At 45.4% G+C, this 17,514-nt stretch carries 19 protein-coding genes and 1 pseudogene; all 20 read right to left on the minus strand.

Annotation, left to right across the window (positions count from 1 at the left end; translation table 11 throughout):
- Nucleotides 1-93: 93 nt before the first annotated feature.
- Nucleotides 94-2,349: an ATP-binding cassette domain-containing protein gene (locus NYR53_RS18050; RefSeq protein WP_261300638.1), complete on the minus strand. Its 2,256-nt coding sequence runs from the start codon at nt 2,347-2,349 to the stop codon at nt 94-96.
- A 152-nt stretch (nt 2,350-2,501) separates the two neighbouring features.
- Nucleotides 2,502-2,570: pseudogene (locus NYR53_RS18055) on the minus strand (SRPBCC family protein); the annotation flags it as partial.
- Between the two features lie 100 nt (nt 2,571-2,670).
- Nucleotides 2,671-2,805: a cupin domain-containing protein gene (locus tag NYR53_RS18060; protein WP_261300639.1), complete on the minus strand. Its 135-nt coding sequence runs from the start codon at nt 2,803-2,805 to the stop codon at nt 2,671-2,673.
- A 125-nt stretch (nt 2,806-2,930) separates the two neighbouring features.
- Nucleotides 2,931-3,869, minus strand: a complete 939-nt coding sequence (gene mdh, locus NYR53_RS18065; protein ID WP_261300640.1) for a malate dehydrogenase — start codon at nt 3,867-3,869, stop codon at nt 2,931-2,933.
- 5 nt (nt 3,870-3,874) lie between these two features.
- A complete protein-coding gene (locus tag NYR53_RS18070) occupies nt 3,875-5,488 on the minus strand; it encodes an amino acid permease (protein WP_261300641.1) in 1,614 nt (537 codons plus the stop codon).
- A gap of 27 nt (nt 5,489-5,515) precedes the next feature.
- Complete coding sequence (locus NYR53_RS18075) at nt 5,516-5,734, minus strand: hypothetical protein (protein ID WP_261300642.1); 219 nt, start codon at nt 5,732-5,734, stop codon at nt 5,516-5,518.
- Nucleotides 5,731-6,009, minus strand: coding sequence for a BMC domain-containing protein (locus NYR53_RS18080; protein WP_261300643.1), 279 nt, complete (start codon nt 6,007-6,009; stop codon nt 5,731-5,733). The genes NYR53_RS18075 and NYR53_RS18080 overlap by 4 nt, the downstream gene beginning before the upstream one ends.
- Before the next feature lie 5 nt (nt 6,010-6,014).
- Nucleotides 6,015-6,287, minus strand: coding sequence for a EutN/CcmL family microcompartment protein (locus tag NYR53_RS18085; protein ID WP_261300644.1), 273 nt, complete (start codon nt 6,285-6,287; stop codon nt 6,015-6,017).
- A 12-nt stretch (nt 6,288-6,299) separates the two neighbouring features.
- Nucleotides 6,300-7,016 carry a hypothetical protein gene (locus NYR53_RS18090; protein ID WP_261300645.1) on the minus strand — a complete coding sequence of 239 codons (717 nt, stop codon included), beginning with the start codon at nt 7,014-7,016 and terminating at the stop codon, nt 6,300-6,302.
- Nucleotides 7,013-7,675, minus strand: coding sequence for a phosphate propanoyltransferase (pduL, locus tag NYR53_RS18095; protein WP_261300646.1), 663 nt, complete (start codon nt 7,673-7,675; stop codon nt 7,013-7,015). The genes NYR53_RS18090 and pduL overlap by 4 nt, the downstream gene beginning before the upstream one ends.
- A 36-nt stretch (nt 7,676-7,711) precedes the next feature.
- On the minus strand, nt 7,712-8,005 hold the full coding sequence (locus NYR53_RS18100) for a BMC domain-containing protein (RefSeq protein WP_056837355.1): 294 nt from the start codon (nt 8,003-8,005) through the stop codon (nt 7,712-7,714).
- A 28-nt stretch (nt 8,006-8,033) separates the two neighbouring features.
- Nucleotides 8,034-9,572 (minus strand): acetaldehyde dehydrogenase (acetylating), encoded by a 1,539-nt coding sequence (locus tag NYR53_RS18105; RefSeq protein WP_261300647.1) that lies wholly within the window; start codon nt 9,570-9,572, stop codon nt 8,034-8,036.
- A 56-nt stretch (nt 9,573-9,628) separates the two neighbouring features.
- The gene (gene eutL / locus NYR53_RS18110) at nt 9,629-10,279 is read right to left on the minus strand and encodes an ethanolamine utilization microcompartment protein EutL (RefSeq protein WP_261300648.1); all 651 of its coding nucleotides are present in this window, start codon (nt 10,277-10,279) and stop codon (nt 9,629-9,631) included.
- Nucleotides 10,263-11,354 (minus strand): ethanolamine ammonia-lyase subunit EutC, encoded by a 1,092-nt coding sequence (gene eutC, locus NYR53_RS18115; RefSeq protein ID WP_261300649.1) that lies wholly within the window; start codon nt 11,352-11,354, stop codon nt 10,263-10,265. The genes eutL and eutC overlap by 17 nt, the downstream gene beginning before the upstream one ends.
- 116 nt (nt 11,355-11,470) lie before the next feature.
- A complete protein-coding gene (locus NYR53_RS18120) occupies nt 11,471-12,835 on the minus strand; it encodes an ethanolamine ammonia-lyase subunit EutB (RefSeq protein WP_261300650.1) in 1,365 nt (454 codons plus the stop codon).
- Nucleotides 12,836-12,853: 18 nt separating this feature from the next.
- Nucleotides 12,854-14,290, minus strand: a complete 1,437-nt coding sequence (locus NYR53_RS18125) for an ethanolamine ammonia-lyase reactivating factor EutA (protein WP_261306420.1) — start codon at nt 14,288-14,290, stop codon at nt 12,854-12,856.
- A gap of 130 nt (nt 14,291-14,420) precedes the next feature.
- Nucleotides 14,421-15,017, minus strand: coding sequence for an ANTAR domain-containing response regulator (locus tag NYR53_RS18130; RefSeq protein ID WP_261300651.1), 597 nt, complete (start codon nt 15,015-15,017; stop codon nt 14,421-14,423).
- Between the two features lie 16 nt (nt 15,018-15,033).
- Complete coding sequence (locus NYR53_RS18135) at nt 15,034-16,461, minus strand: sensor histidine kinase (protein ID WP_261300652.1); 1,428 nt, start codon at nt 16,459-16,461, stop codon at nt 15,034-15,036.
- A 119-nt stretch (nt 16,462-16,580) separates the two neighbouring features.
- On the minus strand, nt 16,581-17,096 hold the full coding sequence (locus tag NYR53_RS18140) for a EutP/PduV family microcompartment system protein (RefSeq protein WP_261300653.1): 516 nt from the start codon (nt 17,094-17,096) through the stop codon (nt 16,581-16,583).
- Nucleotides 17,097-17,110: 14 nt separating this feature from the next.
- Nucleotides 17,111-17,452 (minus strand): ethanolamine utilization microcompartment protein EutS, encoded by a 342-nt coding sequence (gene eutS / locus NYR53_RS18145; RefSeq protein ID WP_261300654.1) that lies wholly within the window; start codon nt 17,450-17,452, stop codon nt 17,111-17,113.
- Nucleotides 17,453-17,514: the final 62 nt, after the last annotated feature.

Genomic DNA, 17,514 nt, shown 5'->3' on the forward strand with positions numbered 1-17,514 from the left:
AAATGCTCCACCGTATTTAACTTATCTACTTTTACGAAACCAACGAAACATAAAAAAAGCCAAACCTAGTCGATCTGAAGTGTATTTAATGCATTACATCAAGTATCTTCCCGTGATCGACTGCTCCGCATGGATGATCTGCGGAGGTGTGCCCTCGAATACCACCTGGCCGCCCTTGCTGCCACCGTCCGGTCCCATATCGATGATCCAATCCGCTTGACTGATTACATCGAGGTTGTGTTCGATGACGATCACCGTATTACCGGCATCCACGAGGCGGTTCATGATCACCAGAAGGTGACCGATATCTGACATATGTAGGCCGGTCGTCGGCTCGTCCATCACGTAGATGCTGCCCTTCTTATGCAGCTCGCTTGCCAACTTGATGCGCTGGCATTCCCCGCCCGAGAGCGTGCTGAGCGGCTGGCCGAGTGTAATATAGTTCAGCCCCACATCACTCATCGCCTGAAGCTTGCGTACAACCTCTTTTAGCTGAAAAAAATCCAATGCCTGCTCCACAGTCATCTCCAACACTTCTGCAATTGACTTGCCGTTCAGCTTATACGCGAGCACCTCTTCCTTGAACCGTCTACCTCCGCATACTTCGCACGGCAGCTTCACGCTGTCTAGGAATGCAAGGTCTGTATACACAACACCCAGCCCTTGGCAATTCTCGCAAGCCCCCTTGGAGTTGAAGCTGAACAAGCCTTGACCCACTTTGTTCGCGGAAGCAAACGCCTTGCGTACATCATCCATAATGCCCGTGTAGGTCGCGGGATTCGAGCGTGTTGACACGCCTACCGCCGATTGGTCGATGACGATCGCATCCGGATGCTGGTTGAGAAATACTTCGTTAATCAGCGTACTCTTGCCCGAGCCGGCGACACCCGTAACTGCTGTCAGCACTCCGGTTGGAATATCTACACTCACGTTCCGCAGGTTGTGAAGTAGGGCATCCTTGATAGACAGCTTGCCGGATGGCTGCCTGCAATCGTGCTTAAGCTGGAGCTGCCGCTTCATATGGGTGCCTGTCAGTGTACTTGCCTCCAGCAGGCCTTGGAAGCTTCCTTCATACACGATGGTACCGCCGCGGCTTCCGGCGTGAGGTCCGACGTCGACGATATGATCCGCCAGCTTGATCACATCGGGATCATGCTCGACGACAATCACGGTATTGCCCTTGTCGCGCAGCTTCTGAAGCAAATCATTCAACCGATGTACATCACGGGGGTGCAAGCCAACACTGGGCTCATCGAAGATGTAAGTGACATCCACTAGACTGCCGCTCAGGTGCTTCACCATCTTGACGCGCTGCGACTCGCCGCCGGACAATGTATCCGTCTCACGGTCCAGCGTCAAATAGTCAAGTCCGATATCCACCAGATGCTGCAGTCGCTCCGTCAGTGACTTGACGACCGGCGCGGCGATCGCGTCGTCAATCTCCCGAATGACGCGGATGAGATGTCCGACCTCCATGGAGGACAGTTCCGCAATGTTGTGTCCGTTGATCTTACAGCCCAGTGCAGCCTGACTCAGTCTTGCACCGCGACAGCTGGAGCAGGGACCCTCTGAGATGTACGGCGCAACTGCTTGCTGCGTGCGTTCGGACTTCGTCTTCACATCCTGCTTGATATATTTGTTGGTGAACTTCTCGATGATGCCTTCTACGGTAATATTCATTGCCTTCCCGGCGAAATCCATCTCCATTTTCCTCGCCTTGGCGTACAGCAGTTGCTCCAGTTCCTCTTCTGAATAAGCGCTCAGCTTCTTATCAAGATCGAAGGAACCCGACTGCGTGACCATGTTCCAATCCCAACTGTTCACCGCATAGCCCGGCAGCAGGATTGCCCCTTCATTCAACGACTTTGACATGTCCACCGCCTTGCTCATGTCGATGCCCAGCCTGCGACCGATCCCATTGCACTCGGGACACATGCCTTGCGGATCGTTAAACGAGAACATGTGCGCTTGTCCAACATAGGGTTGACCCACGCGGGAGAAGAGAAGACGCAGAATGGGCGAGATATCGGTAATCGTGCCCATCGTGGAATGGGAACCGCCGCCAAGCCGCTTTTGATCCACAATAACAGCCATACTCAAGTTCTCGATCGTGTCTGCGTCCGGTTGCGGAACACGTGGTAGAAAGGTGCGGACGAACATGCTGAAGTTTTCGTTCAGCAGACGCTGGGATTCGGCAGCGATGGTATCGAAAACGATCGATGACTTGCCGGATCCGGATACCCCGGTGAAGATCGTGATCTTCCGCTTGGGAATACGCAAGGATACATTCTTGAGATTGTTCTCCCTCCCACCCGAGATTACGATATACTCCTGATTAGATTCGCTCATGCTTACCATCCTTCCGATAGTGTTAATTTCTACTTCTATTCACATTGTACCATTCATCATGCATAGAAAGTCGAACAAATACTAATGGGAACTGAACGCTGGACTCCTACGATGGGCTTAATATCATTTTCCATAACCCACTTGGTAAGCTAGCTTGAATCGGTTAAGGCGGACCAAACTTTCTCGATCGATGTCGTGAACTGAAAATCCAAAGTCCGTATATATAATAACAAATTAAACCGGCACCCCAATCGGAGGTCCAGCCCTTATCCAATTTATCCCATTTCACTCAACCACCATGTTCATCGAATCTTTGGATCTTTATATTTGATTTTTGTTTCGAGTCGCTCCGGCATGGCACCAAATGACGACAATAGGATCTTCTACGCTTGAAATGAGCTGGTGATCCTCTCCCGGCTCAATAATGATAACGTCTCCCGTTTTTACAGGGTACATGTGAAAGAAGCCTGAATAAATCCGTGCATAAATCTAAAGTGACATTGGACAACAATGTTATCCCTCTTCAACATAAAAAAAGAGATCAAGTCCCGTTTGATTGCAGAACTTGATCTATCACTATTTTAATTCATAATTTGTATGACGTTTCGAACGGATTGTGCAGATTTATCAAGATCAGTTTTCTCTTTCTCTGTTAATTGCAATTCTAGTATTTTTTCAATACCATCTCCGCCAATGATCGTTGGCACACCGAGATATATATCGCGGTATCCATACTCCCCTTCTAAGTAGGCAATGGAAGGTAGAACGCGCTTCTTATCCTTAAGAATGGCTTCTGCCATTTGAACTAAAGAAGCTGCAGGCGCGTAGTAAGCGCTGCCATTACCAAGAAGGTTTACGATTTCACCGCCGCCCTTACGTGTGCGCTCAACAATCGCGTCAATACGTTCTCCAGAGATTAGTCTATCTACTGGAATGCCTCCAACGCTCGAGTACCGAACAAGCGGAACCATATCATCCCCGTGACCGCCAAGTACGAATCCCGTAACATCTTCAACAGATACGTTTAATTCCTGTGCAACAAACGTATTAAAACGGGCTGTATCCAGAACTCCGGATTGGCCGATGACGCGATTTTTCGGAAAACCAGTCGTTTTAAAGCATACATACGTCATGGCATCTACCGGGTTGCTCAATATCAAGATGTAGCTGTTTGGTGCGTACTTGGCCACATTTTCTGAAACACCTTTCATGATGCCTGCATTGGTATTAACTAAATCATCGCGGCTCATTCCAGGCTTACGGGCAATCCCTGCCGTAATGATGACCAGATCTGCATCCTGAATGTCCTCATAATTGGATGTACCTGTGATATTGGCATTGAATCCCTGCACAGGCCCGGCTTCAAGCATATCCAGAGCTTTGCCTTTTGTTGGGTTTTCCAAGTTCGGAATATCAACCAATACAATGTCTCCAAGCTCTTTTTGCGCTAGCATAAGCGCAGCAGTTGCTCCTGTAAATCCAGCACCGATCACGGCAATTTTTTTTCGTTTAAACGCCATATGGATTAGCCCCTCTCGAGTTGTCCACTGCTCTCTACACTTGTGTGGCCCGAATTAATTCTATCATTAATCACTTTGAAGGTTCCCAAATGTGGACCTTTAAAGTGTTTTCGTGCCCGAGTCGCATACATGACGATCAAGATTACAAATAATACGGCGAATGCTTTTCCTGTTGCATAATGAATCGTGAATTGCTCCGTAACTTTGACATCGTTTGGCGCAATGCAGAATAGTACATCTAAAAAGAGAACCCATGCGATAGCAACCACATTTACGAAAACGCTCCAATTGCCTAATGACCAAGGACCGTTATCTTCTTTCGTCCATACGCCTTTCATTTGCGCACGCAATTTAAGGAAGAGCGGGATTAAATAAGAGCTGTGCAAACCAATTACAGTTAAGGCCGTCACAACTGCGTATACATTATCAAGAAGACCGCATAAGAAAGCTAATAGTACCGTAATCCAAATCGCATTTGCAGGGGTGCGGAATTTCTCCGATACTTTACCCCACAAATTAGATAACGGCAACCCTTTGTCGCGAGAGAAAGCGTAAATCATACGGGATGCGGAAGTCACTCCGGATAAGCCGCAGAACCACATTGCAAACGTCACCATCCAAAGAATAACCTTACCGAAAACGCCACCCATGGATTGCTCGATTGCAACGATAAAGGCATTCCCGCCTGCGGCAGCTACAGCAGCCGGATCCTTAATGGACATCGTGACCAACGCGAGCATGATGAAGCCAAAAATACCGGAGATGACAACAGATGAAAATACACCCCAAGGAGCGCGGACTTTTGCATCAACCGTCTCCTCGCTTGTATGGGCGGAAGCATCATATCCCGTGATCGTCCACTGAGCTTGCAGCAATCCGACGATAAACGCAAACCAGTAAGGTGTAGAATTGTCAGCCACTGTGGAGAAACTCGTATCAAATAAGTAACTAACGTCCTGTGTAGGTCCGAAATATATCAAAGCTCCGATAATCAAACCTACCCCGATCAAATGATAAAAGGCAGATACATCGTTGAGTTTAGAAACAATTCGAATACCAACATGATTTAAGCTGGCATGACTGAGCAAAATAATTGCATAGACTAGCAAAGTTTCGGATTTCGTCGGATTTTCGAATAACAACGAAGAAGCAAAACCAGCACATCCGTAATCGATACCCGCGACAATCGTAACTTGACCGATCATGTTAAACCAAGCGGAAAACCATCCGTATCCCGGATTTCCAAGAATAGAAGCCCAGTGGTAGATGGCCCCGGATGTCGGAATGGCAGAAGTCAATTCCGCGATGGCAGCCGATAAAAATAAGACAAAGATGACAACAATCGGCCAACCCATGCCCATAATAGCCGGCCCGCCTTGATTAAAACCGAAGCCGAATAGAGTAACGCCACCGGTTAGAATCGAAATCACGGAGAAAGAAATAGCGAAATTGGAGAACCCCCCCATATCCCGTCTTAATTCTTGTTTGTATCCGAATGCATTCAGGTCATCGCCTGTATGCCCCTTTTGGCGAGCTAATTTCACTCCGTTTTTAGCCTTCAAATATATAGCAAGCATCACAAAAAGTGCAACTGCAATTAATATCAATCCTAACGTCATACGCAATCCCCCAGTTTTTCTACGGATTTAAGAGTGATTATTCGGGCGTCTTCTTCTATTAGATTTTGCTGTTGGATCGGTTTGGTGATCATTACCTGATTGTTCTTCATGACTTTCAATTCCGGTTGTTACTTCATTCTCTGTTACTTCATTCTCAAGTGCTTCTTCTGCAACATCATAAGTTTCAACGATTGGATCCTGCAATACTTGACTGCCTTCAGTTTGCTGAGTAACTGGAACGGTCAATTCACTTTTTTTTTTAGAATCGTACCAAGCTCATCATCCGGTCGTGGAATAATATGTGCAGCAACCAGTACCCCGACTCGTTTAGCCGCTTCTTTCCCTGCTTCAAGTGCAGCTTGAACGGCTCCTACATCTCCTTCAACCAAGATCGTTACAAGGCCGGCGTCAACTTGTTCTTGTTTAATAAGTTTGACATCTGCTGATTTAATCATGGCATCGGCCGCCTCTATAGAGGCTATAAAACCTCTTGTCTCAATCATGCCTAATGCTTTTGACATGTCGATCACCTGCTTTCTACATCGATAGAGTCTACTATACCGATAATGACGGCATCAATTGGCAAATCTATATCCTTGAGCACAAATCGGGCTGCACTCCCTTTTGTAATCATCACTTTATCTCCGACGCCTGCACCAATTCGGTCCAAAGCGACAAAAGGAGCATCAATCGGCGAACCGGTAGGCCCTTCAGGCTGAACAAATAAAAATTTCAAACCAATTAAATCATCTTCTTTACGTGTTGCCCATACATTCCCGATTACAGTGCCAACTTGCATGTTCTCACCACCTCATGATTCTTTAACAAGGATCGTAATCCCTTTATCCTTTGCAGTGTCACGTGCCAGCGGGGTAACAAGGGTCAGCCGAGAAACAAGAATAGTGGAAACATCGGCAACCTGCACATCTCTCTGAGTCAGTACTTTATTATCAAAATACAATGTCTTGTTGTTCATGTCGTTATCATAATCCGATCTACCGTTCGCAGCTGGTGCAAATTGCAACCCGGTCAGCCCGGCAAATGTGGCACCAAAAGAAACGAGCATATCTTTATGCTTGCGAATGTGCTGCCTGTAGTGTCTGGCAGGCTCCGGCAGTTGATCTTCCGAGTCTTCAGAATGAAGGATCCACTCTAAGGATCGTGTAGGTACTAACGTCACCGGTATTCCATTAAGTAAAATGCTTGCCAAAAGCTCGCATGGAGCTGAGCCCGTGAACCCTAAGGCTCCACGGATTAATATATCTTGGTTGATGTCCATTAACACAACATGCCTGATATCGATCATCACAGATAAAAGCTCAGGGGAGCGAAATGACATCGGAATCACATGCCATTTCGCTTGTAAGCCTGCAGCAATCTTATTTACTTCCTCTTTATCATGGTTTTCCTCATGAACAAGAAGCAAACTTGGTTTCTCGTAAACTTTTTCCTGTTTCACGGCTTGTAAACTTTTAATAACTTCCCGGACGATTAGCTCAACGACCGACTTATCAAGGTTTGCCGTCATCTTAAACCCTTTGTATCCGTTAATTTAATTAAATTCCCGTTATCCCCAGTTTTCAATAGCGCAGCATTCGCTTCATCGGTATCGATGTGCATTTCAAGCTTGTAGCGCTCAGAAACGCGAATGAGCACATTTTCGAAAGTGACCGCTCTCTTACCCTTAGTTTTGACTTGAACCACTTCGCCATTCTCAACACCAAATTGAGCCGCGTCTTCCGGTGTCATATGAATATGCGCATGTGCGATGATTAACCCTTCGCTAACATGAATGCTGCCTTTAGGGCCCACGATCGTGACAGGTGCGGAACCTTGAGTATCGCCCGATTCTCGGAGAGGAGCCTGAACTCCAAGCTTAACAGAGTCAGTTATGCTCACTTCTACTTGCGTAGCTCCCCTTACCGGCCCGAGTATTCTAACCCTTTCAATACTTCCTCTTGGTCCGACGATCAGTACCGTTTCATTCGCGGCAAACTGACCGGGCTGGGATAAATCCGCCTTCTTCGTCAACTCGTATCCGTTACCGAATAATGCCGCAAGATGTTCCTTTGATAAATGCGCATGCCGCGCGGAGACGCCAATCGGTACAGATGGTTTACTCTTTTCTTCCTGATTAAGATGAAGCACCACTTCATCGACAATCGACTTTATCATCTGTGGGTCCATGATACGTACACCTCACTTTCCGACCTCAACAATCTATTATTTTTCCGAATCAAATTTAGGCAAAATGCTTTCCAGCTCATTATGAGGACGAGCGATGACATGAACGGATAATAGTTCGCCTACGCGCTGCGCTGCAGCTGCCCCTGCATCCGTAGCCGCCTTCACAGCGCCAACATCTCCACGAACAAGCACGGTTACAAGTCCTCCGCCTGCATGAACCTTACCGACCAAATGAACATTCGCCGCTTTGACCATAGCATCCGCCGCTTCAATAGAAGCTACCAACCCTTTAGTTTCAATCATTCCCAATGCTGTAAGTTCTCTTGTCATTTTAAATTCCTCCTAGAGTTTAAATGGATTAAATTTGTGAAATCACTTGGTTAACTAATTTAACGATGGTTTCCTTGTCTATATTCCCTGCCGCGCCAACCTTGGCCAAAACTTTGCCTACCACTTCTTCAATCTGCTCTTCTTTGGCGCTTTGTACCGCAACCGCAGGTTTTGAACTTACCTGCGCTTTCGTACTGCCTGGTTTAGGGACATCCACATGTTTAATGCCGTAAGCAAGACGTTTAACGTTCATCAAATGATGTGCTGTCAAATTATCAGAGGTGATATTGCCTCCAAAGGAACCGCAACCTAGCGTAAACGAAGGTTTAAGTCCGGTCGTTCCACCAACTGCACCAAGCGCGGATGGCGTATTTACAACAATTCTTGATACCGGCATACGAAAAGCAAAGGTTCGGGCAATCTCATCATCTGTCGTATGAATAGCTAACGTATGACCTCTTCCGCCTAAATCCAGCAGGCGTTCACAGATGACTGCAGCTTCCTGCCAACCGTCAACTGTGTAAAAAGCAAAGACAGGAGCCAGCTTTTCGATGGAAAATGGAATGTCCTTCCCGATATTCGCTTCTTCCGCGATCAATAATCGCGTATCCTCTGGAACGGTGATGCCGGCCAGCTCAGCGATTACCCTTGCACTTCGACCCACAATCTTAGGGTTGAGTTTGCCAGGAGCGGGAGAAATGACCGGTTCCAGCCTTTTTTTCTCTTCCGCGTTCAAGAAGTACGCGCCCATGTTTTTAAATTCACGAATGGCCATTTCTCGGATGTTCCGATCAACAACCACGGCTTGTTCCGAGGCGCAAATGGTTCCGTTATCGAACGTCTTACTGTCGACAATTCGCCCCACGGCCTTGGATACTTCGGCGGTTTTCTCAATATATACCGGCACGTTTCCTGGTCCAACGCCATAGGCAGGTTTACCCGAACTATAGGCTGCCCTTACCAAAGCGCCGCCGCCTGTTGCCAAAATAAGATTGATATCCTTATGTTTCATTAAGCCTTCCGTAGCTTCCATCGTCGGCTGTGGAATCCAGCCAATGATACCTTCCGGAGCACCTGCAGCCACAGCTGCCTGCAAGCAAATGTTAGCGGCTTCCACCGTACACTTTGCAGCAGATGGGTGGGGACTAAACACAATCGCGTTTCGCGCTTTTAGCGCAATCAAGCTTTTGAAAATGGCTGTAGATGTTGGATTCGTTGTCGGGACAATACCTGCAATCACACCAAAGGGTGCTGCAAACTCAACAATTTTTTGGTCTTTATATTCATTGATGATACCAACAGTCTTTTGATCACAAATGGACAGATACACATCTCTTGAGGCTACTTGATTCTTAATCACTTTGTGTTCTACTACACCAAGCCCTGTCTCCTCGACAGCGAGGGATGCGAGCTCAAGTGACTTCTCATAAGCAGCATCCGCCATGGCTTTTACGATGCGATCTACTTCTGCTTGAGAGAAAGCTTGGAATTTCGCTTGAGCTTCTTTCGCTTTCTTAACGGCATCTCTCATATCTTGAATTGATTGTAAATCTTTCTCCAATTGCATCTTTCATATGCTCCTTTCTTAAAGTAATCAACGAACCTTCTACATAGGCATCCCTCCTAGTACGAGACAGGCTTTTTGGCAATTTCGATAATGCTCTCTCGAAATGCATCCGCTGCAGCGCGGCAAGCCGATTGTGTACCGGTAAGCAATCCGCCGCCAAAGTTTGTCTCCGAAGGCGGGCCAAAAAACTTGACAAGCCGTACGTCCGCTGCCTTCAAAGCGGCATCTAGACCGTACATGGCCTCTAGAGGCGGAGCGATTAAATAGGCGAGTGGCTCTCCTTCATTAATGTCCGCCAACTTGGAAAGATAGCTGCCTGTTCTTGCTACGACATGCGCGTACAAGGCATGGGTACGACTTTCATTAAGCGATTCGAAAAATGCGTCATATTGAATCGTATTTTCGATCGCTTCGATCCCGCTTCTTACCTCGTCAGGACTGGGTCCGGCAATGATCCCGATGAATTCACCCGATAAAGGACCTGATGCATGGCTGGCGCCGGCATAGAAGGAACGAGCATACACGACTTCCACTTCCGCTCGCTTGGTCCCTTCGTCAAGCGCCGTATACCCGATATCGTCAATCGTCGTCGTAAGAATTCCTAAACTCCTATATCCTGGTTTCAACTGATATTGGGCAGCCAAAGACTCATCTACATTCGGAATGATACGGACAGCCAGCACCTCTGCTTTAATTCTGTCTAGCATCGCTGACCGACGCCTCCTTTTGAACAAGTGAGATGCCACTCGCTTCATATTTGAGTATTTTCTCGACGACGTTTCCTAAATAGGCGCCAGCCTCAACTGGCGGAATGCCTCCCGAATGAATGTTGGAAATGACCATCCTTTCGGCTTCAATCGTACCTCTACGCGGTTTGTAACACATATAAGCACTTAATGATTCTGCGCTTAATAAGCCTGGCCGTTCTCCGATAATAAGTACGACAACCTCAGGTTGTAACACTTCTCCGACTTCATCCATGACCGCTACACGGCCTTTTTGAATGTAGAATGGAGTACCACATTCAAGCTTAAGATTTTTCAAGGATTGCTGGAGCGATAAAAGCACATCCTCCAGGTTTTTTTCAATGGCTTGCGAACTAAGTCCGTTGGAGGCAATAATTTGTACTTTTGGCGCATGTACACAACGTTTGGAAATGGTTTGTATCGATTCTTCCGACAATCGCCTTCCAAGGTCCGGACGACGGATATATTCCTCTTTATCCGAAACCTGCGTCTCAACCGAAAACAAATCAAGACTATTCAACAATTCCGGTGAAACTTCCCCATAAACGGCATCTACCGCGGCAGCATGATCAAGTCGAAACTTTAACCAAGCTTCCGTTTTCGGCCGCAAACCGGCTCTTCCAATTCCGATTCTGGCGGGCGTTTTTTGGATGAGTTCTGGCAATTCATCTTTATATTGAGGTTCATCAACTCCCAAGCGAGTTTGCAATTCCGGAAGGATTCCATCATCGTGTAGATCCGGTAAAGTTTTTTTATCGTCTGATAACTTGGTAACCGTACGGTGATCCCAGATTCTCACCATACCACCTTGATCTTCTGATGGTTCATTCAGGGTGTTAGTGAACGGCGATGAGGTCTGCACTAACGGAAACGAATCTCTTGTCTCAGCACTACTTTGCAGATGATCCCATATTCTTACCATTCCATCCACAATTTCCGGCATTTTCTTTTCTAAAGTAGTTGTGGGAACGTCTTGGCGAGCATTCATTTTCTCCAGAATGATCTTTGTAATTGTTTCAATGAGCCCTTCATTCATGTTTTCACCTCCTGAGAGCTTTCCTTTAGGAAAGCTTGTATCGTAAGCATAAGCTGAGTTTTGCGTAAACAAAACTGGCATCATAAGCATAAGCTGAACCAATTTAGGGGCCCCTGTTATCGTGTGAAAATGGTAGGATCCCCAGCTCTTCTGCTTAATTTGCCATTTTCCATAATGCCCATTTTCTCTAACCAAGCTTCAAACAGGGGGGATGGCCGGCGACTCATCGTTTGACGCAACGTCGCTACATCGTGATAACTCATCGACTGATAATTAAGCATACAGTCATCTCCCATCGGAGTTGCAATGATAAAGTTGACGCCTGCAGCCGTAAGTAGTACACCTAAGTCTTCAATATCGTTTTGATCCGCTTTAATATGATTGGTATAACAGATGTCTACCCCCATCGAGATCCCATGCATCTTGCCCATAAAATGATCTTCAAGACCGGCGCGTTTCACTTGTTTGCTGTCATACAAATATTCCGGTCCGATAAATCCAACGACCGTGTTTAAAATATATGGGTTATAACGCCTAGCGAATCCATAGTTTCGCGACTCCATGGTTAGCTGATCAATGCCATAATGGGCTTCAGCAGACAATTCCGATCCTTGCCCTGTTTCAAAATATAACCCCTCGGGACCTGTTCCTGTTCCAAGCGTTCTGGCCATATCATCGGCTTCATCCAGCAATGCGGCTGAAATGCCAAAAGAACGATTCGCAGCTTCCGTACCTGCAATGCTTTGAAAAATCATATCCGCGGGAGCGCCTTGTTCGATAGCCTTCATTTGTGTAATGACATGGGCCAGTACACAGTTTTGCGTCGGTATTTCCCATGTGTTCATAAAATCACGAGTTGCATGCAGCAGTCGCTTCACACTTTCGACAGAATCGTCAACCGGATTGATGCCAATAACCGCATCGCCCATTCCGTATGATAAGCCCTCTTTTAAAGAAGCGATCATTCCGTCAACGTTATCCGTAGGATGGTTAGGTTGGAGCCGGGAAGCAAGCACCCCTTTTTGCCCGATCGGTATATTGCATTTGGTTATGACTTCTATTTTATTCGCGCTATGAATCAAATCGAGATTAGACATCAGTTTGGTCACTGCTGCAATCATTTCACTTGTGAGCCCTCTGCTTGTGCGCTTTAGATCTTCTCCCGTCGTGCGGTCATCAAGAATGTATTCTCGAAGTTCAGATACGGTCCATCCCTGTATCTTCTTGTAAATCGGTTCATTCACTTGTTCCTCAATGATACGTGATACTTCATCTTCTTCTGCCGGGAGCAAGGGATTGTCGCGAATGTCGCTCAACAATAGTGCACCTAGCACTTGCTTTGCAGCAATTCGCTCTTGAACGGTTTCAGCCGCAAGCCCAGCAAGTCTGTCGCCTGATTTTTCTTCATTCGCTTTTGCAAATACTTCTTTTAAGTGATTGAATTGATACACTTGACCCATGAGAAGGGTTTTCAGTTTCATCTGCCAACCATCCTTTCTTTAAGAGTGGAATGCAAGTGTCTTTACAACGACGGGTACGACCTCAGTTTGCAGTTTGTGGCCAATATCGAGATAATCGCCGTGTTCGACGAGTACTTGATCAATACATATGATGTCGCGTCCCGAGTTCATCGCTTGTAAAGTTTGGCCTAGAACTTTAGCCATATCACTCTGTATGACGACGACTAATGGCTCGGATTGATTCGGCTGTTGGCGATACGATTCAATCAACCAGTCAGCCAATTGCTGTACTTCGCGAAATCTCAACACCGATAGTCCCGTGATATAGAGAGCAAAGTTGATTCCTTCTCTTTGGGGATCATAAATCTGTAAAGCCTGCTCCATCGCCTGATTCATGATTCGCTTGCCGTTAACAAGACCATCATTAAACTTCAAATGATACACAGGCAGATTTTTAATGGGCAATCGGGAACCTTCAACTTGAATGGTCGCACCGCTGATTTCCGTTGTTTGCGTGCCGGCTCCAAGCACTGTAGCTCTCACGGTTTCAACAGGTGTAATCCACTTCCATCGCTTCAATTCATGACTTTGCCGTAACGATTCGGCTAATAATAATCCGATATCCTCATAATCTACCGTTTGCTCTTGTTCTGAATTTGTCTCCAGCCTATATATACATTCACTTACTCCACCCGAAAACATAATTTCATCGATCGTGATCTCCCAATCGGGCGGGTGTCCAAGTAATAGTATACTGTCTGTACCTTCAACTCTCCCTTCGAGAATATGAACAAGTGTACGGACCATGGCGTGGATGACTTCATGGATAACACTATTGATATCATCCATATGAATTGGATCACCGGTAGAAAGAAAATGTCCAAGTTGGGTAAGAAGGTTTTGTACGGGCGGAGATATCGTTTTTATTCTCCTATTGTCTAACTCGATTAATCTGCCGCCGATATGCAGTGTACATGTCCCTTTGAAATTTCCGGATTGGTAAACAGCAATATTAGCCGTTCCCCCGCCGATATCTATATTCGCAACCGTCTTCCCCGATTGTTTAGAATACTGATACGCCCCGGATCCTTTCGCCGCAATGATTCCTTCTAAATCCGGGCCAGCCGTTGCGACTAGAAATTCACCTGCTTGTGAGGACAGACTGTGAATCATTTCCTCCGCATTATGCTTGGTAGCAGTTTCACCAGTTATAATAACGGCCCCTGTCTTGATATCCTGCGTCCCAATACCTGCTTTGGCATATTCTTTTTTAACAAGCAGCTGTACCGCTTCAATATCAATGAGCACATTAGAGCGTAATGGCGTCCGGTAGATAGGACTTTTATAAAAGACTTGTTTATCAATGATTTCAATCCGCGGCACATGACTGGTACCTGCTGTATTCATGAGAGAAAATCGGCTTAAAATGAGCTTGGTCGTACTAGTGCCAATATCGATGCCTGCACTAATAATCATTTCCGCTTCTTGACGATGTTGATTCAATTCATCACCCCCCGCAAGAAAAAGACGCCTATTATCACTATCTGAATGAGATAGTGATAATAGGCGTCTTTGCCTAAGCTATTTTTTTGAACAAAGCGATTTATTACGTTTTTATCATATTTTCATTTAAACAACGATTTTTGATCACATCATGTGCAACAGCTATCATCTGAACTTGATGATTCATACAATAAGAACGCAGTTTTTTATAGGCTGCCTCTTCATTGAGGTGATACGTTTCCATGATAATACCTTTTGCTTTTTCAATGATTTTTTGATCTTCGATTTGCTGCTCTAATTTTTTAATATTCCCCATTAATGAATGCAATCGTTTGGATTGATTAAGCGCAATTTCAACGGCTGGGATCAAATCATTCTCCGTAATTGGTTTCACCAGATAACCCACGATTTCCGCATTCTTCGCTTCTTCAATAAACTCGGTCTGACTATAAGCAGTCAATAAGACGACTGGGATTTGCCAAGATTGTTGGATAATACGACTCGCTTTGATTCCGTTCATACGAGGCATTTTGACATCCATCACAATGAGATCAGGACGAAGTTTGGCAGCAAGTTCTATGGCCAACTCTCCCGAATTTGATTCGGCGATAACGTCATAACCGGCTTCCAGAAGCATTTCCTTAATATCCATACGTATAATGGACTCATCGTCAACGACCATAATACGCGACTTGGTCATCGTACCCCCCCCCTTTTCAACCGATTGGAAAGACGACCTTTGCTTTCGTACCCTTCTCAGAAGCACGTTCGATTTCAAACATCCCGTTCAGATCATAGTTCGTCAAACTCCTTACAATCTCAAGGCCCAAATGTTCGGTGTCTGTCTGATGTTCAAACCCGACTCCATCATCTTGAATCATCAGGTGAATATGCTCATTATCGACAAACAATTGAATCCTAATGGTCCCTACCGCATATCCGACGAAACCATGTTTCACACTATTCTGCACCAGCTCTGTTAGAATAAGAGCCAAAGATACTGCTTGATTGGACGAAAGTTCAATGTCCTCGATATCCATCTGAATATTGATTTTACATTGGTCATTTTGAATATTATTCACGAGTATTTTCGATATTTTCTCGATTACTTGATTCATGCGAACCGTTTCAATGCCGCTGTACGAAAGTACTTCGTGTACGGTAGCGATACCCATAATACGGTTAAGACTTTCTTGAAAAAGGACTTTCGCTTCATCCGGCACACCGCGTCGTAATTGAAGCCTTAGTAAGCTCGCTACCGTTTGCAAGTTGTTCTTCACCCTGTGATGGATCTCTTTAATAACTGCCGATTTCACCATCAACTGACGCTCCTTATCCCGAAGGTCAGTAATATCGCGCAGAATTAAGATTCGCATCACTTCATCCTTATTTGGCAAATCAATGCCGCGAAGTATATACACCTTATCTTTATCAATGGCCTCCCGCCAAATAACGCCGTTAGTCAAATAGTCATTTTCTTGAATAAAGCAAAGCATCTCGCTAATGGGTCTATTAATATAATCACCGTTAGTCAAACTATTATCACTGTGGATTTCCATTAATCCAATCGCAAAATTATTCGCGTACATAATCTTCCCATCAGCTCTTAATAAGACAAGAGCCTCTTCAATCAGATCGGGAATGATTCGATTCTTCGTTATTAAATCAAAGAAAGTTCGGCTAAATTCCTCGGTTGTTTCAGAAAGAATGGCAAGTTCGTTCTCGTGCCTCACTTGTGCCGTAATATCTTTTTCCAGGATCAGCATACCAATCGTTTTATCGTAGCTATTCTTAATGGGCATCACATTCTGGTTGACATGTACGCCTTCATGCGTGATAGCACGATTAATCAATGCAGGTTTTCCTGTCCGATATACACGAAATACGGCTGGCTCGTAACGTTCATAGATGATTTTCCCAACAACACTTCCTTTATACAGAGAATGCGAGGTGGATGGAATGGCTTCCGCAACTACAATGACATTACGATCGCCCTTTACGGGACAATCAATAAAAATATTAGCCTGAGCGATATCTGCAATAGTTTGAATGGTTTTACTCTTTTCAATGATAAAGCCTACATCTTCATCGCTTAGAGAAGTGTACGTTTTACATAAATCATGTATCTGCTGCGCATCATTCATAGCTCAAGACTCCTTTAAGAATAAAAAAAGAGCCTTCAACATGATAAATCCACTTTCTGTTGATGGCACCTTTGCCAATAGAATATTCATTTGTTAAAGTAATCATACTTAATTTTTTGTTAATTGTAAAGGCTTTCATGAATAAAAACATGATTTACCACCGCTTGCGCACAATATTCTTTCATTGCCTCAAAAGTTGCGCATAGGACTAGTTCTTGGATCTCTTTGATTCCTTGCCCTGTCAACGATGATGCAATCACGATAGCCCCCTTCGGAATGGCCTGTTTTAACTGCCTCAATGCTCGATCTACATTCGCATGATTTGCATCAGCCTTTGTTACAACGCCAATGGGCAGCTTGGTAAAACCGTTTGCAAATCCCGGAGGGAAAATCGTCTTCGGATTGGTTGCATCTTGGATAAATAGGATATGAGTAACCTCTAGTGCAGTGGCCATAATACTTTTGTAAAAAAAGGGATTCTCCGTATACTCTCCAGGTGTATCGACAATCCAATCCCTATAGACTAATGCTTGGGTTTTAACGGCATCGACCTTACGGCCAAGCAACGCATTCGTCATCGTGGATTTCCCGGCGCCAATAGATCCTATAATCATTGCGCGATGATTGGTGTTCATGGCATACACTTCCTTTACGACTTCGTAATACGTGACGGTGTGTATCCAAGCTGTTCAGAAAGAAAAGCATTAATTTGCTGCATCGCCATCTCGACTTCGGATACACTACCTACCAAAACGAGACTTCCGGTAAAACGATCAAGAAACCCAATCGAAACGTTAGCCGCTTTGGTTGCCAGATCGCAAGCAATAATCACCGTTTCGCTTGGCGTCAGTGTAAGAATGCCGATAGAACCCGCCTTCTCTATTCCTAGTTTACTAAACAAATCCACATCAGGATTAGCTATTAAATGACTTAATGTTACCTGTTTGCCAGGTACAAACTCCTGGATAAATCTCTTTTTCTCTTCTTGCATCGAGAATCACCCCCTCCCACGAAAAAAAGAAGCCCCTGCCAATATTGACGGGGGCTTCTTTG

It is taken from the genome of Paenibacillus andongensis, assembly GCF_025369935.1.
Lineage (GTDB): Bacteria > Bacillota > Bacilli > Paenibacillales > NBRC-103111 > Paenibacillus_E > Paenibacillus_E andongensis.